9 protein-coding genes and 2 pseudogenes are annotated in these 15,779 nt (G+C 60.3%); 5 read left to right on the top strand and 6 right to left on the bottom strand.

Annotation, left to right across the window (positions count from 1 at the left end; translation table 11 throughout):
* Position 1: 1 nt before the first annotated feature.
* Positions 2-1,639, bottom strand: coding sequence for a histidine ammonia-lyase (gene hutH / locus Cocul_RS00585; protein ID WP_245622056.1), 1,638 nt, complete (start codon positions 1,637-1,639; stop codon positions 2-4).
* Positions 1,640-1,764: 125 nt separating this feature from the next.
* On the bottom strand, positions 1,765-2,520 hold the full coding sequence (locus Cocul_RS00580; protein ID WP_082422088.1) for an IclR family transcriptional regulator: 756 nt from the start codon (positions 2,518-2,520) through the stop codon (positions 1,765-1,767).
* Positions 2,521-3,087: 567 nt separating this feature from the next.
* On the opposite strand from Cocul_RS00580, the gene Cocul_RS00575 reads away from it, so the two are divergent.
* Complete coding sequence (locus Cocul_RS00575) at positions 3,088-4,026, top strand: Abi family protein (RefSeq protein WP_245622055.1); 939 nt, start codon at positions 3,088-3,090, stop codon at positions 4,024-4,026.
* 159 nt (positions 4,027-4,185) lie between these two features.
* Here the strand turns inward: Cocul_RS00575 and Cocul_RS00570 are convergent.
* Together Cocul_RS00570 and Cocul_RS00565 are read right to left on the bottom strand one after the other, a co-directional pair.
* Positions 4,186-6,786 (bottom strand): annotated as a pseudogene (locus Cocul_RS00570) (DEAD/DEAH box helicase).
* Positions 6,786-8,642: pseudogene (locus Cocul_RS00565) on the bottom strand (site-specific DNA-methyltransferase). Before Cocul_RS00565 ends, Cocul_RS00570 begins: the two co-directional pseudogenes overlap by 1 nt.
* A gap of 535 nt (positions 8,643-9,177) precedes the next feature.
* Between Cocul_RS00565 and Cocul_RS00560 the strand changes: the two are divergent.
* From Cocul_RS00560 to Cocul_RS00550, 3 genes are all read left to right on the top strand, one after another.
* On the top strand, positions 9,178-10,503 hold the full coding sequence (locus Cocul_RS00560; RefSeq protein ID WP_055121982.1) for an amino acid permease: 1,326 nt from the start codon (positions 9,178-9,180) through the stop codon (positions 10,501-10,503).
* Between the two features lie 10 nt (positions 10,504-10,513).
* Positions 10,514-11,443, top strand: a complete 930-nt coding sequence (gene hutG / locus Cocul_RS00555; RefSeq protein WP_055121382.1) for a formimidoylglutamase — start codon at positions 10,514-10,516, stop codon at positions 11,441-11,443.
* Positions 11,444-11,526: 83 nt separating this feature from the next.
* The gene (locus tag Cocul_RS00550) at positions 11,527-12,801 is read left to right on the top strand and encodes a hypothetical protein (RefSeq protein WP_055121381.1); all 1,275 of its coding nucleotides are present in this window, start codon (positions 11,527-11,529) and stop codon (positions 12,799-12,801) included.
* A 214-nt stretch (positions 12,802-13,015) separates the two neighbouring features.
* Here Cocul_RS00550 and Cocul_RS12110 read toward each other — a convergent pair whose 3' ends face one another.
* Both Cocul_RS12110 and Cocul_RS00545 read right to left on the bottom strand, forming a co-directional pair.
* Positions 13,016-13,168, bottom strand: a complete 153-nt coding sequence (locus tag Cocul_RS12110; RefSeq protein ID WP_150114282.1) for a helix-turn-helix domain-containing protein — start codon at positions 13,166-13,168, stop codon at positions 13,016-13,018.
* A 246-nt stretch (positions 13,169-13,414) separates the two neighbouring features.
* Positions 13,415-14,629: a cystathionine gamma-synthase gene (locus Cocul_RS00545; protein ID WP_055121380.1), complete on the bottom strand. Its 1,215-nt coding sequence runs from the start codon at positions 14,627-14,629 to the stop codon at positions 13,415-13,417.
* 118 nt (positions 14,630-14,747) lie between these two features.
* On the opposite strand from Cocul_RS00545, the gene Cocul_RS00540 reads away from it, so the two are divergent.
* Positions 14,748-15,770 (top strand): mechanosensitive ion channel family protein, encoded by a 1,023-nt coding sequence (locus Cocul_RS00540; RefSeq protein ID WP_082422086.1) that lies wholly within the window; start codon positions 14,748-14,750, stop codon positions 15,768-15,770.
* Positions 15,771-15,779: the final 9 nt, after the last annotated feature.

Raw genomic sequence — 15,779 nt, 5'->3', positions numbered from 1 at the left:
CCTATTTCAACTCCCCCACCGCTCGCTCCACGGCCGCCACCAGCGCACCAAAGCGCACGAGGTCCACCGCGTACTCGATCTCCGGGGCCAGGAACCGATCCTCCCCCGCCCCCGGCACGCCCTCGCGCAGCGCCGCAATGGCTGCCGACGTCCCCCGCGCGGGTTCCCCCTCCCTCATCTGCGTGGCACGGGCGGCGGTGAGCACCTCCACCGCCAGCACCCTGGTCAAACCGTCCACCACGCGGCGCAACTTCCGCGCGGCCGCCCAGCCCATCGAGACGTGATCCTCCTGCATGGCCGAGGAGGGAATGGAATCCACGCTGGCCGGGGCCGCCAGGCGCTTGAGCTCGGAGACGATACCCGCCTGGGTGTACTGCGCGATCATGTGCCCGGAATCCACGCCCGGATCGCCCGCCAAAAAGGCCGGAAGCCCCCGGTTGCGCGCGGCATCCAGGAAGCGATCGGTGCGGCGCTCCGAGATGCTCGCCAGATCCGCCGCCACGATCGCCAGGAAGTCCAGCACATAGGCCACCGGCGCGCCGTGGAAATTGCCATTCGAGGTCACCCGACCATCCAGCGCCACCACCGGGTTATCCACCGCCGCCGCCAACTCCCGCTGCGCCACCGCGCGGGCGTGCTCCAAGGTATCCCTAAAACCGCCCGCCACCTGCGGGGCACACCGCACCGAGTAGGCATCCTGCACCTGGTTCTGGCTAAACTCCGCCGCAGCCGCCGCCAGCAGCGGGGAACCCTCCGCCACCGCGCGCACATTAGCTGCCGACGCCGCCTGCCCCGGGTGCGGGCGCAAATCTTGCAGGTCCGCGTCAAACACGGCCAGGGTACCCAGCAGTCCCTCCAGCGTCATCGCCACCGCGATATCCGAGGTGGTGGCCAGCGTTTCCAGATCCGCCAGGGCCAGGCACAACTGGCCCAACATGCCGTCCGTGCCGTTAATCAGCGCCAGGCCCTCCTTCTCCCGCAGTTCCAGGGGTTCAATCCCGGCCTTAGCCAGGGCCTCCGGCACGCTCACCTCCTCCCCCTGCGCATTGCGGGCACGCCCCTCCCCCATGAGCACCAGCGCGCAATGCGCCAACGGCGCGAGATCACCCGAGCAGCCCAAGGAACCGTACTCGTGCACGATGGGCGTGATCCCCGAGTTCAGCAGCGCCGCATAGGTTTCCACCACCACCGGACGCACACCGGTGCGGCCCGTACACAGGGTGGACAGCCGCAGCAGCATGAGAGCACGGATCACCTCCCGCTCCACCTCCGGGCCCGAACCCGCCGCATGGGAACGCACCAGGCTGCGCTGCAACTGCGCGCGGGACTCCGCGGGGATATGGCGGCGGGCCAACGCACCGAAGCCCGTGGAAATGCCATACACGGGGGTGGGATCGGCCGCCAGCTCCTCCACCCGACGCCGGGTGGCGGCCACGGCTTCTAGGGTCTCCTTGGGGATGGTCACGGGTGCGCCGTAGCGGGCGACGGCCACCACCTCTGCTGGCGTTAGGGGGCCGGGGCGGAGGGTGATTGTTTGTTTTTGCTGTTTTTGTTCTGGTTGCCCTGGTTGTTCTGCGTGCTCTGTGCTGGTGGAACGCCCGTGGGCGAGATTGCGCGCGCTGGCCGCGATGGACGGCATGATTATGGTGCTCCTTTAGGCTCGGCGGCCCCGAGCGAGCGACGGGCGCGACAGACCGCGCCGACGCCCTCACGGGAACCGTAGGGATACATCGGCAAGTGGTCTGCGCGACAGCCAAGCGCAGTTTATGGTGAATCTAGCACGATCCCGTAGAGGTGACTAGCCACCTTGGTTGCCTGCTCCTTGAGACTCTGAATGGTGTGGCTTTGATCGTGCTCCGTCAGGGTGCCCACCGGGAAGGTCACCGCCAAGGAAGCCGCCGGGCGGCCCACGTGATCCAACACCGCCACCGCCAAGCTGTGCTGACCACGGCTCACCTCCTCCACCTCCTCCTCCCAACCGCGTTGGCGAATCAGGGTGAGGGCGTTCTGCGCCTCGCGGGTGGCGCTTGGATTTGGCGGGGCATTGCCCGCAAGGGCCGCCCTTAACTCGGCCTCCGGCAAGTGCGCCAACATCACCCGCCCCGAGGCGGTTTTTAAGGCTTCCAGGCGCACCCCCTCCCCCGTGACCAGGGAGACCGCCCGGGAACCACGCACCTCCAAGAGATACAGCACCTCCGAACCGGCCAGGCGAGACAGGTGCGCCGAGCCACCCACCGACTCCGCCAAGGCCTGCAACGGACGGCGCGCCAAACGCACCAGGGGCTGCTGGGTGACGTAGGCATTGGCCATCGAATAGGCCACCAACCCCAGGCCCCAGGTGCGGGTCTCCGGGATACGCACCACGTAACCGGCCTGCTCCATCTCCGCGAGCAGGTGATAGGTGGTGGAACGCGGCAGATCCAACTCCGCACGGATACGGGCGGCGGAGATGGGGACATCAATGGAGGAGAGCAGCGTGAGGATGCGCAGCGTGTTCCGGGCGGCGGGGACGTGGGTCATGGGGGATGTATTTTAGTCCACTGCCTTGCTGTACAGTGCGAACAGATGTGAGACTATGGCCTGCTCGCGCTCGTCATTACTAATGATCGGAGAAATCTACGCCGTAGGCACACTCGACCGCTATATGCGCTTGGGTTAAATCGGGATATAAAAACGCATTGTCGGGGGCACATGCATCTTTTACTTTGAGGACAGTGCCCACAAAATATCCTTGGAAACGCGGTATTCCGACACGTTGCAGTCCCCTACCGCGAGTAGGACACCTTCGGCGGGCCTGCTCGGCGGCAGGGCTCCCCTCCAAGGTTCCGTCCCGGAAGACTCGCGGAGCGACACACGGCTAAGCGCCTCGACTCGCTGCCAACAACGCCAGAAGCGTGAAGCCTTGGCGAAGGTTGAGCCGTATTAAACGAGCGCGACGTTTTCTCAGTTCAGCGCGGAATCTGTTGCAGTTTCACGCCACCTACGCTAACCTTGAGTCACCAAGACCGGTTCCGCTGCTCCTCGGAGCAGCCCAGGGCCGGTCCTCACTAAATTTCTTTCCGGATGCGGGGTTTCGGGAGGCACAGGGTGGCAGCGAAAGCTTTTAGCACGCACGGCGAGCAGATTGCCCTGCTGCGCGCCCGTGGCATGGATCTCGCGGAGGATACTGCCGCTCGCCGCATACTCGAACGGGTCAACTACTATCGGCTCTCTGGCTACTGGTACCCTTTCCGCGCTCCGTCTCCTGAGGGGAATGACCGGCTCGATCACTTCATCGCGGGAACAACCTTTGATGATGTTGTCGCTCTCTATGATTTTGATGAACGACTCCGCACTGCCGTGTTCGCTGCTCTCACATCCATTGAGCTGACGTTGCGCTCCATGCTCGGCCACGCACTTGGTCGCATCGATCCACTGATTCACTTGGTTCCCGCATTCCTCGGCCCGGTCGCCACACATCCAGGCTCAGATTCGCCGTCGTCGCAATATCTGTCGTGGCATAAGCTCTACGACAAGAAACTAGCGGCTTCACGAGAAGACTTCGTCGCGCATCATCGGCGCAAGTACGGTGGTCAGCTACCGATTTGGGCTGCTGTCGAGGTGATGGACTGGGGTTTGCTCACATATCTTTACAAGCTAGCTCCAACCAGTGTGCGTAATGCGCTCGCTACCAAAGCCAGGTTGAGTGCGGCGCAACTGGGGTCATGGATGAAAGCACTGAATATCGTGCGGAACTATTCGGCACACCATGCCCGCATGTTCAACCGCGTCTACACGCTGAAAGCTCGCTTGCCACGCAAAGGTTCCCATCCCGGGTTGGACGCAGTTGCTCCAAGAATTAATCGCTGCTTTGGGCAGCTAACACTCATTCAATATCTGCTCACTGTGTGGGACATCGGAGACCGAACCCTGCTGCCTCAGACCTTGGCCACATACCCAGATGTCTGGGCTGTTCCCATCGCCCACATCGGCGCACCACACAACTGGCATGAGCTATCGCTCTGGCGCGCCTCGTCTTTGCGGTAGGAGGCGTAGGCACCCAGTGATAGCCAGGCCACCTAGTAGGGCAGGCGTTTTATGCTCACCGGCAGAAGAAGCGGCTTCATCCTCATCAGCGGTGAAACCATCACCCAAGACTTCCGCAATGCTGGATTCCAGTGCTGCGACCCGGTGAGTTCGCGTCCGCTACAGAGCATTGCTTACCGGTTGAGCAAGGTCCTTGAGATCATTCCACAAATCCGCCCGGGCAATATCATCCTCGTAGGCAATCAGGTAGCCCCACTGCTGACCTGCGTAGGTATCTTCAGCAACGAGCCGCCGCACAAGAGCTTCAGCCGCCTTTCGCTTAGCTTGCACCTGGGCGTCATCGCGTCCCCGCTTAGATTTACCTTCAATAATCCAATGCACACCACTAGTATCCAAAGCAATAAAGTCCGGGAAGTAGCGATCCTTGAAATTTTAGTATACAAATGCTTGGTCGCGCGAATGCAAACGGTGCCACCACTCGATCCCTGATGACGTATTCAGCAATCGTGCGAGCTGGTATTCACCAGTGTAGGAGTCGAACGACTCTTCGGTAAAAAGTGATTTGGCCCAGCCACCATATACTCGCCCCCGCACAAACTCTTTACGCGAATCAATCTGATCGTACACCACTTCACCGATCGGCAGCATATAGTCGGCGCCGGGCATCACTTTAGGATGAATTTTCGGAATTTCACGAGTGGAACGCAAAGTCTCGTCTATGTATTCCTTAATAAGAATGAATAACTCATTTCGTGCTGAGTCTAGGGATTTAACTGTCCAGTCATCGAAGCTGACTGATCTCATGAAGTTCGGCACCAAATGATTAGCCACATAGCGAGAGGTCTGCTGGGTCTTAGGCACCAGCGACATGTTCATCACCAATTTGACCAACACATCCTTAGCATCGACGTCGCTAACCTGAATCGAGTCCACCTCCGCACTCTCCCGATCCTCAGCACGTAGTTTTTTACCGAGCGCAGCGATGATTTCCTTACGCAGCAACACATCACCAGATGAGGTGACTCGGCAGGCCGCCTGTCTAACGTCTGGATCGCTGATCTCAGCCAGGTCGATGGCAGGTTGCTGTACCGTCATCGTGGTCACCGGGAACTGGTAAACCACCTCAGCAAATTTCGGGTTGCGTTCAATCAAGACCGGCTTACGCTCCTGCTCAGACTGCCCATAGGATCCTGACCCTGAGGTCTCGCGTACCCCAACACCGGGCCACCCTTCACCGCTCACCCCCGTGGAGGGACCTGTGTCTGGCCGAGCACCAGAACTACCCGTGTTGTCACCATCAAGATCAGCCCCTGACCATTGCGAGGACACGCCCGGAGACCGATCACCGCCATCCACCGATGAGGTGGCTACACCGGTACGGGCGGAATCGTTGGCGGCTTCGCGAATGGCGTCTTTCACCCGGGCTTTGTCCTGTTCAGCTACGGCTTCTTCCAGGCCGAACTGTTGAAGTACGTTCTCAGCATTCAAAAGTTCAGTGAAGGACTGGTGAGCGACGATGTCGAGCTGATCGATCTGCCACATGCCCGTATACTTCCCGAACGGCAGACGAAGCCCGCGCCCCATCGTCTGCTGAGTCAATACCTCCGAAGCCATCGCCCGCAATGTGACCACGACAGCGATGTTTTTAACATCCCAGCCCTCTTTCAGCTTATTGACGCTCACCACGGCAAGAACCGGCGAGTGGGGACAATCGAGTTCGTCGAGGCGACGCTGCGTCAGCTCATCCTCATGCTTGGAATCCACCTGCAACACGGCCTCGTCACACCCAAGATACTCCGGAGTGCGCAACAGTGCAGCAACCTGGGTAGCATGATCCACGTCGGAACAGACTACGAATGCAATCGCCTTGACGTGGGCACCGTTCTGACTTTCCGCATACGAGTCGTAGTACTCCTGCTTGATCCGCCGCAACTGCAACGCATCCCGCAGTTGCTGTTCCTCGGAGGCCCTATCAGTGCCATAGCCCGCCCTACGGAATGCCAACACCGGAGCCTTGACATACTTGTCTTGGATCGCCCGGTAAAGCGGATACTCGTAGATGACATGGTCAGACTTCTTATCCACCGTCGCCGTCAACCCAATCGTTGCAGCAGGATCAAGCTCTTTCAACGCCGCGTTAAACGCAACCGCGCTCGAACCATAAAGATGAGACTCATCCGCGATAACCACCAAATCATCAAGCCCCTTCAAATAGTCAAAGAGCACACCTGCATTCTCATCGAAACGACGCGGCTTACGACGCATCGCATCCTGCGTGCTACCCTGTGTTCCTCCCTCCTCAGACTTCGGGGCGATCAACTGCTGAATGTTGAAGATGAACGCCAATATCGGTGCTTCCCGGCCAAACGCAAGTTGCACCGGGCCATTCTGTCGAGCAACCCACGCAGAATAATCCTGCGGAGTCACCACTTCCGGTGGGACTACCGAGCCAGTAATATAGCGCGACGAACCAGGCGTGAAGTTCTGCACCGTCTTAGTCTGCACTGTCTTTCCCGGGGTTACTATGACGACATTCCCAGCGCCTTGACGGCGCACATACTCTACGAATGCAGCCATCAGATACGTTTTTCCCACACCCGTAGCAAGATTAAGCACTTGCATCACAGAAGAATCGTAGTCACCGTCAAGGGTAAAGATCAGCTGACGCAGCGCTTCTTTGTTGGGGATACGCAAGTTAAACTCGGAGCTGATCGACTCCAGCATATCAGAATCAAAACTGATGTTAAGCCGAGTTGCCATCACAGGTCACTTCCCTCACTGTATCGGAACATATCATCTGGCAGAGCAACCACCCTCGACCCCTTCACACTTTTGCGTAAATGCTGGCGAACCCCATCCATCACAGTTGTCGCAGCAAGGACAATCGTTTCACCGGGCTGCACATGGGCCACCAACGAGTCCGCCACCTCGATCGTTGCCACCCCCTCAACCACCTTCAACAACGCGTTGCCACGCCTTGCATCGAAGACGTAATCATCATCAGGGTGTAGCAGTGTGAATCCCAGATTAGCAGCCACCGATTCAATCAAAGTTTGCCCAGTCGCCTCCGGTGTCAACATCACCCGATCCAACTCCGGATCGTAGTCGAAACAGGCAGGCGACAGATGCGCCACTTGGAAACCACCGCCGCCACGCCAGTTGAGCACTTCCTTCGCACGCTTGGTCCTCGAAGCAGCCTTTAAGGTCTTCACGTCTGCACTCTTCTTCAGTTCCGGATCGTCCTTGATCAACTTATTCAGCACACTCGTAAACTTCGCAGCATCCTCAGGGCTAACACCGTCAGGAAGCTCAATCCCATCGGCTGCGACACGCTCCCCCTTAGTACGAGTGATCCCACCAAGGTCTTGGTCATTGACGACCTTCTCCAGCCGAGGGCGTGTGAAAGTATTGAACGTAGATTCCAACAACTCACACGTCACCCAACGCCGCCCCATCTTCTGTGCCACCGCTGCCGTAGTACCCGATCCAGCGAACACATCCAGGACAATATCACCGGGGTTGGAACCGATATGAATGATACGCTCAAGCAAACGTTCGGGCTTGGGGGTGGAGAAGGGATTTTCGACAGAAATCAACGCTTGGATTTCCTTCTTCGCCTGATCGTTATTCCCAACCTCACTATGGAGCCAAAGTGTCTTGGGGACAAGTCCACCCTGAACCTCCGACAAGAAACGCTTAACCCTGGGAATGTTTCTGCCATCATTGCCGAACCACAGCCTATTATCCTTGAGCATCTCCTGGTATCTGGGTTCGGTCATTAGCCAAACTCGTCCCTTAGGAGGCATGAAGGTCCGACCTGCCGGCGTGACGAGCTCGTAAATTTGATCAAACCGAGGATTCTCCGCAGGATTATATTGAGCAGTGAAGTCACCCGAGGTCCAGACTCCACGAATATCATTGTCGGGATTGGTATAGGCAGCAGAAGTATCACCAGCATCACGCGGTAAAAGATTGCGATAATCCTTGAACCGATCTCGTACAGATGCATACACAAGAATAAAATCACAGGTCTTTGACACAACTGAACGATTATCACGTCCGGCAACCTTTTCCCACGAGATCTGACCTACGAAATTGCCAGCACCAAAGACCTCGTCCATAAGCACTCGCATTCGGTGCACTTCAATTTCATCTAGGTGCACCCATATCGACCCTTAATCGGCAAGTAACTTTTTCATACGCAGGAGCCGGTCGCGCATCATAGTAAGCCAAATTGAGTGCTCGAGATTGTCCTCGTAACTCGCGAACGTCTGGGCCGTATTGAACGGTGGATCGATGTAGATCAACTTCACCTTGCCCACATAATTCTCAGCTAGCTCGGGCACACGAGTGAGCGATTCGAGAACATCACCTGATTCGCCGAGGATGAGTAAGTTGTCGTCCTGAGGTTCCAGATCAGCACACTTAGAATACTCGAACTCATCCAATTTTAAAGTCTGAGTCCCCTGCACATAGTCACCCATAACGAGCGTATGAGTTTCACAGTAGCGCGGATCAGAGGGGTTAACCCATGTATAGCCATACTTACCAGCCTCGGTGGGAATGAGCGCTTTTTCTTTATTATACCAGGAAAGTTGGAGGCGTTGCACTGTCATCTATTTAACCTCTTCCTTCAAATCTACAGGGACGATTCATTAGATCTTAAGAAGAACGTCGTTGGAATTTTGGCCGCTGTTAAACCTAGCCATAAACATGAAATAAAGCGACTTGCCCACATAGTCCCTTTCCAGCCAAGAACTTCCATAAGAACTCACATCACATGTTGGTGTAGAGGAAAAGCCATACGGCTCATACTAGACCTTCCCCCGCCCCACCACCCGCGCCACCGCACACCCTCACCCCACCCACTACCCCTCCCCTACCCCCGCCCCCTAGTATCACTCTGAGAAAGATTCCGTGGCCCTCACCATAGGGTTCGCACGTAGACCACACGCCACGAGCCCGTTAGAGCCCAACCGTCCAAGGAGGATCACCGTGCCCCAGCCCGCACCGTCTCCGCAGAACCCGCCGCGCGGCACCTCCGCCGCCCGCAGCACGGGTGCCACGTCAGCAAGCACCCGCACCACCGCCCAGGCACCACACACGCCCAAAGCACCAACCACACCCTCCAGGGGCCTCCGCGCCCGCCACATTCACTTCATCGCCCTGGGCTCTGCCATCGGCACGGGCCTGTTCTACGGCTCCGCCGGCGCCATCCAGGCCGCCGGCCCCTCGGTGCTCTTGGTGTATCTCATCGCGGGCGCGGTGGTGTACTTCATGCTGCGTGCCCTGGGCGAGATGGCCGTCGCCAGTCCCATCACGGGTTCCTTTGCGGAGTACACACGCCGTTATCTCGGCCCCTGGGCTGGCTATATCACCGGCTGGATGTATGCCTTTGAGATGTTGATCGTGTGCCTGGCGGATCTCACAGCCATCGCTATTTATATGCGTTTCTGGTTTCCTGATACCCCGCAGTGGGTGTGGGTGGCGGTCACGCTCTGCGTGGTGGGGGCCGCGAATCTCACCAGCGTGCGGCTCTTTGGTGAGTTGGAGTTCGCTTTTACCCTCATCAAGGTGGGCGCGGTGATCGCCATGATCCTGGGCGGCGCGGCGATCCTTGCTTTTGGCCTGGGTTCCAGCCCGGAGACCAGCAGTATTTCTCACCTGTGGGCGGACGGCGGCTTCTTCCCCAACGGCGTTGGCGGCATGATTTCCGCTTTTATCCTGGTGCTCTTTGCTTTTGGCGGCACGGAGATTATCGGCGTGGCGGGCGCGGAGGCGGAGGAGCCGGAAAAGACTATCCCCAAGGCCGTGAATACCGTCCCGGTGCGCATTTTGCTCTTCTACGTGCTGGCTATTTTGGTGATTCTGGTGCTCAATCCGTGGACGTCCATCACGGGCGAGGAGTCTCCCTTTGTGCAGATTTTCTCCACCCTGGGCGTGAATTGGGCCGCCGCCCTGCTCAACATGGTGGTGATTACCGCCGCGCTTTCGGCCATTAATTCCGATCTCTTCGGCGCGGGCCGCGTGATCACCGGCATGGCGCGCACCAGGCTCGCCCCCGCCGCCCTGGCCCGCACGAATCACCGAGGCGTGCCCATCGTGACCACGCTGTCTCTGGTGGCGGTGCTCACCGTGGGGGTGGTACTCAACGCGGTGCTCCCGGAGCGGATCTTCACCATCGTCGCGGCCCTGGCCACCTTTGCCACCATTTATGTCTGGCTCATGATCCTGCTTGCTCACGTCGCCTCGCGGCGTCGCCTCAGCCCCGCCGAGGAGCAAGCTCTTTCTTTCCCCGTTCCGTTTTGGCCCTGGGGCCAGTACTTCGCCATCGGCTTTATTCTCTTCGCTTTTGGCATCATGGTGTGGCAATCGGAATACTGGCTGGCCCTAGGCGTGGGCGTGGGCTTCCTGATCCTTATGACCGCTCTGTACTACGCCACGGGTCGCCACCGGCACTCCGCCGACGTCGCCTAAAGGAGGAACCATGTCCCTGCCCGGTATCGACACCGCCCCCGCCCCCTGGTTGGGCCGCAACGACGGCCCCGGCCCCGAGCACGCCCGCTGGCACGGCGTCGTGCAGCCCCTCCCGGAAGCAGAGGCCACCCCCGGCGTCGCGCTGCTGGGCTTCTGCTCCGATGAGGGCGTGCGGCGCAACGGTGGGCGGCAGGGCGCGGCCACGGCTCCCGAGGCGCTTCGCGCCGCCTTGGGCAGCCTCGCCGTCCATGACGAGCGCCCCCGCTACGACGTGGGCGACGTGGTCACCGCCGGTACCGACCTGGAATCGGCGCAGGAGAGGGTGAGCGACGTCGTGGCGTCGTTAAGCAAGGCCGGGCACACCGTGATCGCCCTGGGCGGCGGGCACGAGACCGCCTGGGCCACCCATCGGGGGCTGCGCCGCACCCACCCGAACAGCGTGCAGATCGTGAACCTGGACGCGCATTTTGACCTGCGCCGCGCGGAGCACGCCACCTCCGGCACACCCTTCCTCCAAATCGCGGAGCATGTGGAGGATTTCCGCTACACCGTGCTGGGGATCTCCACGCCCAATAACACCCGCGTGCTCTTTGACACCGCGCGCGACCTCGGCGTGGAGGCACATACCGACGATGATCTTGCCGCCCTCGGCCCCGAGCGCGCCGCCGAGATCGTCACGCGCGCCGCAGAAAAAGCCGATCACCTGCACCTCAGCATCGACCTCGACGGCCTGCCCGCCGCCGTGGCCCCCGGCGTGAGCGCGCCTGCCGCCGTGGGTGTTTCCCTGGCCACCTACCGGGCGATGGCGCGCGCGGCGGCGGCCTCCGGGAAATTGCGGCTGGTGGACGTGGTGGAGCTCAACCCCCGCTTCGACGTGGACGCGCGCACCGCGCGGGTGGCGGCGCGGCTTATCGACGACATCGTGGCGGCATTGGTATAGTTTTCCCCGGAGCCCCGGTGGAGCGCTATCGGCCAGTTTGAGTGGTGGGTATTCTCGCCGGGGCATAGGTCTATCCTTATCCCGTGAGCACCAAGCAAACGTTGAGCGATCACGCGGGCATGACCCCTGCGGAGGCCACCGCCTATCTCCGGTTAAAGGAACGCGGCCGCAACCTCTGGTGGTACGCGGCATTGCTTTCGCTTGGCCCCTCGCTGGTCGTCTTTCTCCTCGCCCTGCTCATCGGCCTGCAACCCACCGATAAACCCATCGTGCAGACCGCCGAGGTAGCCAATAGCCGCCTCTTTTATAACGCCGCCGATCCCGCCTGGGCGGGCATTATCCTTACCTTTACCGTTTCCCTGCTCATAGCCTCCTCCATTTCGCTGCGCAACACTCGCTTTCAGGGGCGTACCCACCGCACCTTGACTATCACCGATAGCGAGGGCAAGGCCACGCATATCGACGACGTAGACACCATCGACCTGCGCAGCCAACTCACGCTTTTTATCGCCTGCGTTCTCCCTATCGCTCATGCCTTCCTCACTATCTTGGCCCTGCTGTGGTGGTTTGCCCCCGCGCGCAGCAACGATTACAGCCTGGCCGAGGTGAATATCCGGCTGGGAGTTTGCTGGTTCCTCCTTGTTCTCGGCTCCGTGGCGGCCACCATCATGTACCAGGCCGATACCCTTAATAACCTGCGCCGCAAGGGGGCCACGGCGGAACTTGTCTCTGCTATTAAAACCCAACACGGCGGCGATATACAGGCCGTAATGCGAGCAGGTAAGCGCGATCAATCCTCGTCGCAGCAGGTGTCCCGATGGCTCATCATGGCGGTCATACTCGGGTACGCGGCGCTGGTATCCGTGCTCTATATCCTCACCGGCCAGGGGTGGAAATACGGCCCTTTCTGGGCGGTGACACTTTGCGCCCTCGGTGTGATGATCGCCGTCATGGGAATCATCTGCGCACTGTGGATTGAGTTTGCCCTGGGGTTGCGCCGAGGAGATTTTCTTCTATATACACCCCGCTCCCCCATTGGATCCACTTTCCGGCTGGTGCATATCCCCGGTAAACAGCCCTCCTCCCTGCACGAGGCCCTGGCCGGTCATCTCTTTTGGCTTCCCGGGGTGATGACGGGCTTTCTCTTCGCCTTCACTCTCTCCGATTCCGAGTGGGTGGCGGTAATCAGCATTGCCACCGCCCTAGTATGCTCCTTTATCCTTTACCACACACTCGGTGCCGCGCTGGTTCGGCCTCGTGGTGGCCTCCTGGTATTCCGCCGTTGGGTTCCCGGGGCCACGCACCTCACCCAGGCGAATACCCGGAATACGGCGGAGTTTCTGGGGAGGTTGGGGTGAGAGGCAACAATCGCTCTCCCACATAGCAAGAGAAATCCAGGCGCCCTGCGCAGCGATGAGCGCAAACCAACTATGCAGAGTAGCCGATGCCCAGATATTAGAGTCGGGCAAAACTCGTGCTTCCATGTCCCCCGCCCCGAAAAAATATCTAATTCCCGAAAGCCGCCTCTTGTGCTTCCAGCTCTAGTTCCAAGTCCATCAGGTCGAACACCGCCTACACAGCCTGTTCCACTAGCTCTTCTCTCAAAGTCACCACGTCCGAGGCAAGCAATCGTGAATACTCCCCCACCTTACTCACGGAAATACGCCCCTCGGTCACGTATTCCATCACAGCAGACTGCGGGATGCCCAGAATCTCCACCGCCATCGCGGCGGTGATTGCGTGAGGTATAGCCTCTACGCTGGAAAGCGGACGCTGCTCGCATACCGCTTGATGAATCTCAACCAGAGCCGCAACTTCCGCAGAGGTTTTCTGTGAACCAAACAGACTTTCCCTTGTCGCTTCCTCACCAAGAAGAAGCCCTTTTCACTCCGCACAGCGCTCATGATCTTGCCAGCCCTATCTATAAGCACTTCACTTAGAGGCTTAGATCTTTTCTAACGCCAGTGCAGCCTACACCTCCCCCAGCGCCCGCTCCACGTCCGCCAACAGATCCGCCTCATCTTCGATCCCGATGGAGATGCGCACTAGATCATCCGGCACCTCCAGCTGAGAACCGGCCGCCGATTGGTGCGTCATGGTGGCCGGGTGTTCCAGCAGGGATTCCACCCCACCCAGCGATTCCGCCAAACAAATCAACCGTGTAGCCCGGCAGAACGCCAGCGCCGCTTCTCGCCCTCCGGTAAAGCGCACGGAGATCATGCCGCCCGGCCCGCGCATTTGCCGCTGGGCTACCTCGTATCCGGGGTGTTCCGGCAGGCCGGGGAAGAGCACCTGGGAGACCTTGGGGCTTTGTTGTAAGAGCAGAGCTACGGCGAGCGCGTTGGCGCAGTGCTTTTCCATGCGCAACGGCAGGGTTTTCACGCCCCGGTAGGCCAGGTAGGCGTCAAAAGCGCTGGGGATGGCGCCTACTCCTCCTTGGAGGAAGAGCAGCTCGGAGTCCAGGGCGGCGTCGTTGGTCACCACTACCCCGCCCACCACGTCGGAGTGCCCGCCGATGTACTTGGTGGTGGAGTGCACCACCACGTCCGCGCCTAGTTCTAGCGGGCGTTGGAGGTAGGGGCTGGCAAAGGTGTTGTCTACCACCAGGCGGGCGGGGTGGGCGTCGATGGCCTGGGCCACGGCGGCGATGTCGGTGATGCTCAGCAGCGGGTTGGTGGGGCTTTCCGCCCACACCAGACGGGTGTTCTCCCGCAGGGCGGCGCGCACCTGGGCGGGGTCGGTCATGTCCACCACCGTGTGCGTGATGCCCCAGTCTTTGAGGGAGGTGTCGATGAGCCGGAAGGTGCCGCCGTAGGCGTCGTTGCCCAGGATGAGGTGGTCGCCGGGGCGCAGCAGGGCGCGGATCACGGTGTCGGTGGCGGCCATGCCGGAGGCAAAGGCCCGCCCGTATGCGCCGCCTTCGAGGGCCGCCGCCACGTTTTCCAGGGCAGTGACGGTGGGGTTTCCCACACGCGAGTATTCGTAGCCGCCGCGCAGGGTAGCCACGTCGTCCTGGGCGAAGGTGGTGGAGGCGTAGATGGGTACGTTGATGGCCCCGGTGTGTGCGTCGGGGTGGTAGCCGCCGTGAATGGCGGTGGTGGCAAAGCCTCGGGGTTCCCGCTCGGCGGCTCCCTGGGCGAGGCGGGCGGCGGTTCCGGCGTCGGCACGGCTGGTGTGGTTGCTCATGGCGGGCTGTCCCTCCTGTGGTTTTAAGAGCACATGGTAGACCAAGCGGTCCAGATTGTGCATACTTTATTTCACATTTCCGCCGCCCCCGCGCGCACCCCGCTAGGCTGGGTGGCATATGTTCAACGAACTAACACTTGCCGCAACAGAAGAATCCCTGCCCGGCGCCGAAACCGCGCAGCAGACGGTGGAGACCGTGAGCAATTGGTGGGATAGCGAGCTGGCTCGTACCTGGCTTATCGACGCCCCCATTTCCATCGGCATCACCCTGCTGGTGGCGATCGTGGCGCACTGGATACTGCGTAGGCTCATCGACAAATTCGCCCAGCATAATCTCCAAAGCTCCGCCCCGCTGGGGCGCCTGGGCCGCAAGGGCCGCGCCGCGCAGCCGGAGGAGGTTCCCGCGCGGGTGGCCGCCATGAACAAGGTGCAGGAGAAGCGCCGCCAGTCCCGCGTGAAAACGCTGGCCCAGGTGGGTAAGTCCGCCGTGGCCATCGTGGTGTGGGTATTCGCCTTCCTCTCCATCCTGGACACCCTGGGCGTGAACATCGCCCCGCTGATCGCCTCGGCCGGTGTGATCGGTGTGGCCCTTGGTTTTGGCGCGCAGTCGCTGGTCAAGGACTTCCTCTCCGGCATCTTCATGCTCCTGGAGGATCAGTACGGCGTGGGGGATACTATCGACGTCGGGGAGGGCATCATCGGCGACGTGGAGGATATTTCCCTGCGCTTGACCACCATTCGAGACATCGACGGCACCCTCTGGTACGTGCGCAACGGCGAGATCCTGCGCGTGGGTAACTTCTCCGACGAGTACGCGATCGCCCGCATTCAGGTGCCCGTGGGGCTGTCTAACGATTCCACCAAGGCCTGGGAGGTCATTCAAAAGGCCACCGAGGACGCCTGCGCGGATCCCACCACGAGCAAGTGGGTGCTGGATGAGCCGGAGATGAAGGGCGTGTCCAACTTCGAGGTGGATCACCTCTCCTACCGCATTTCCATCAAGACCATGCCCGGCATGCAGTGGGACGTGCAGCGCCTGGTGCAGGGCCGCATCCTCGATGCCATGCGGGACAACAACATCACCGTGCCCTACCCCCACGGGATCGGTATCACCCATCCCGGCTCTGAACAGGAGTCTTAAGGTTCTACA

The organism is Corynebacterium oculi, from assembly GCF_001412105.1.
In the GTDB taxonomy this organism is placed as follows: Bacteria; Actinomycetota; Actinomycetes; order Mycobacteriales; family Mycobacteriaceae; genus Corynebacterium; species Corynebacterium oculi.
The sequence above is the reverse complement of the archived record's forward strand: the minus strand, read 5'-3'. Positions and strand labels throughout refer to the sequence as shown.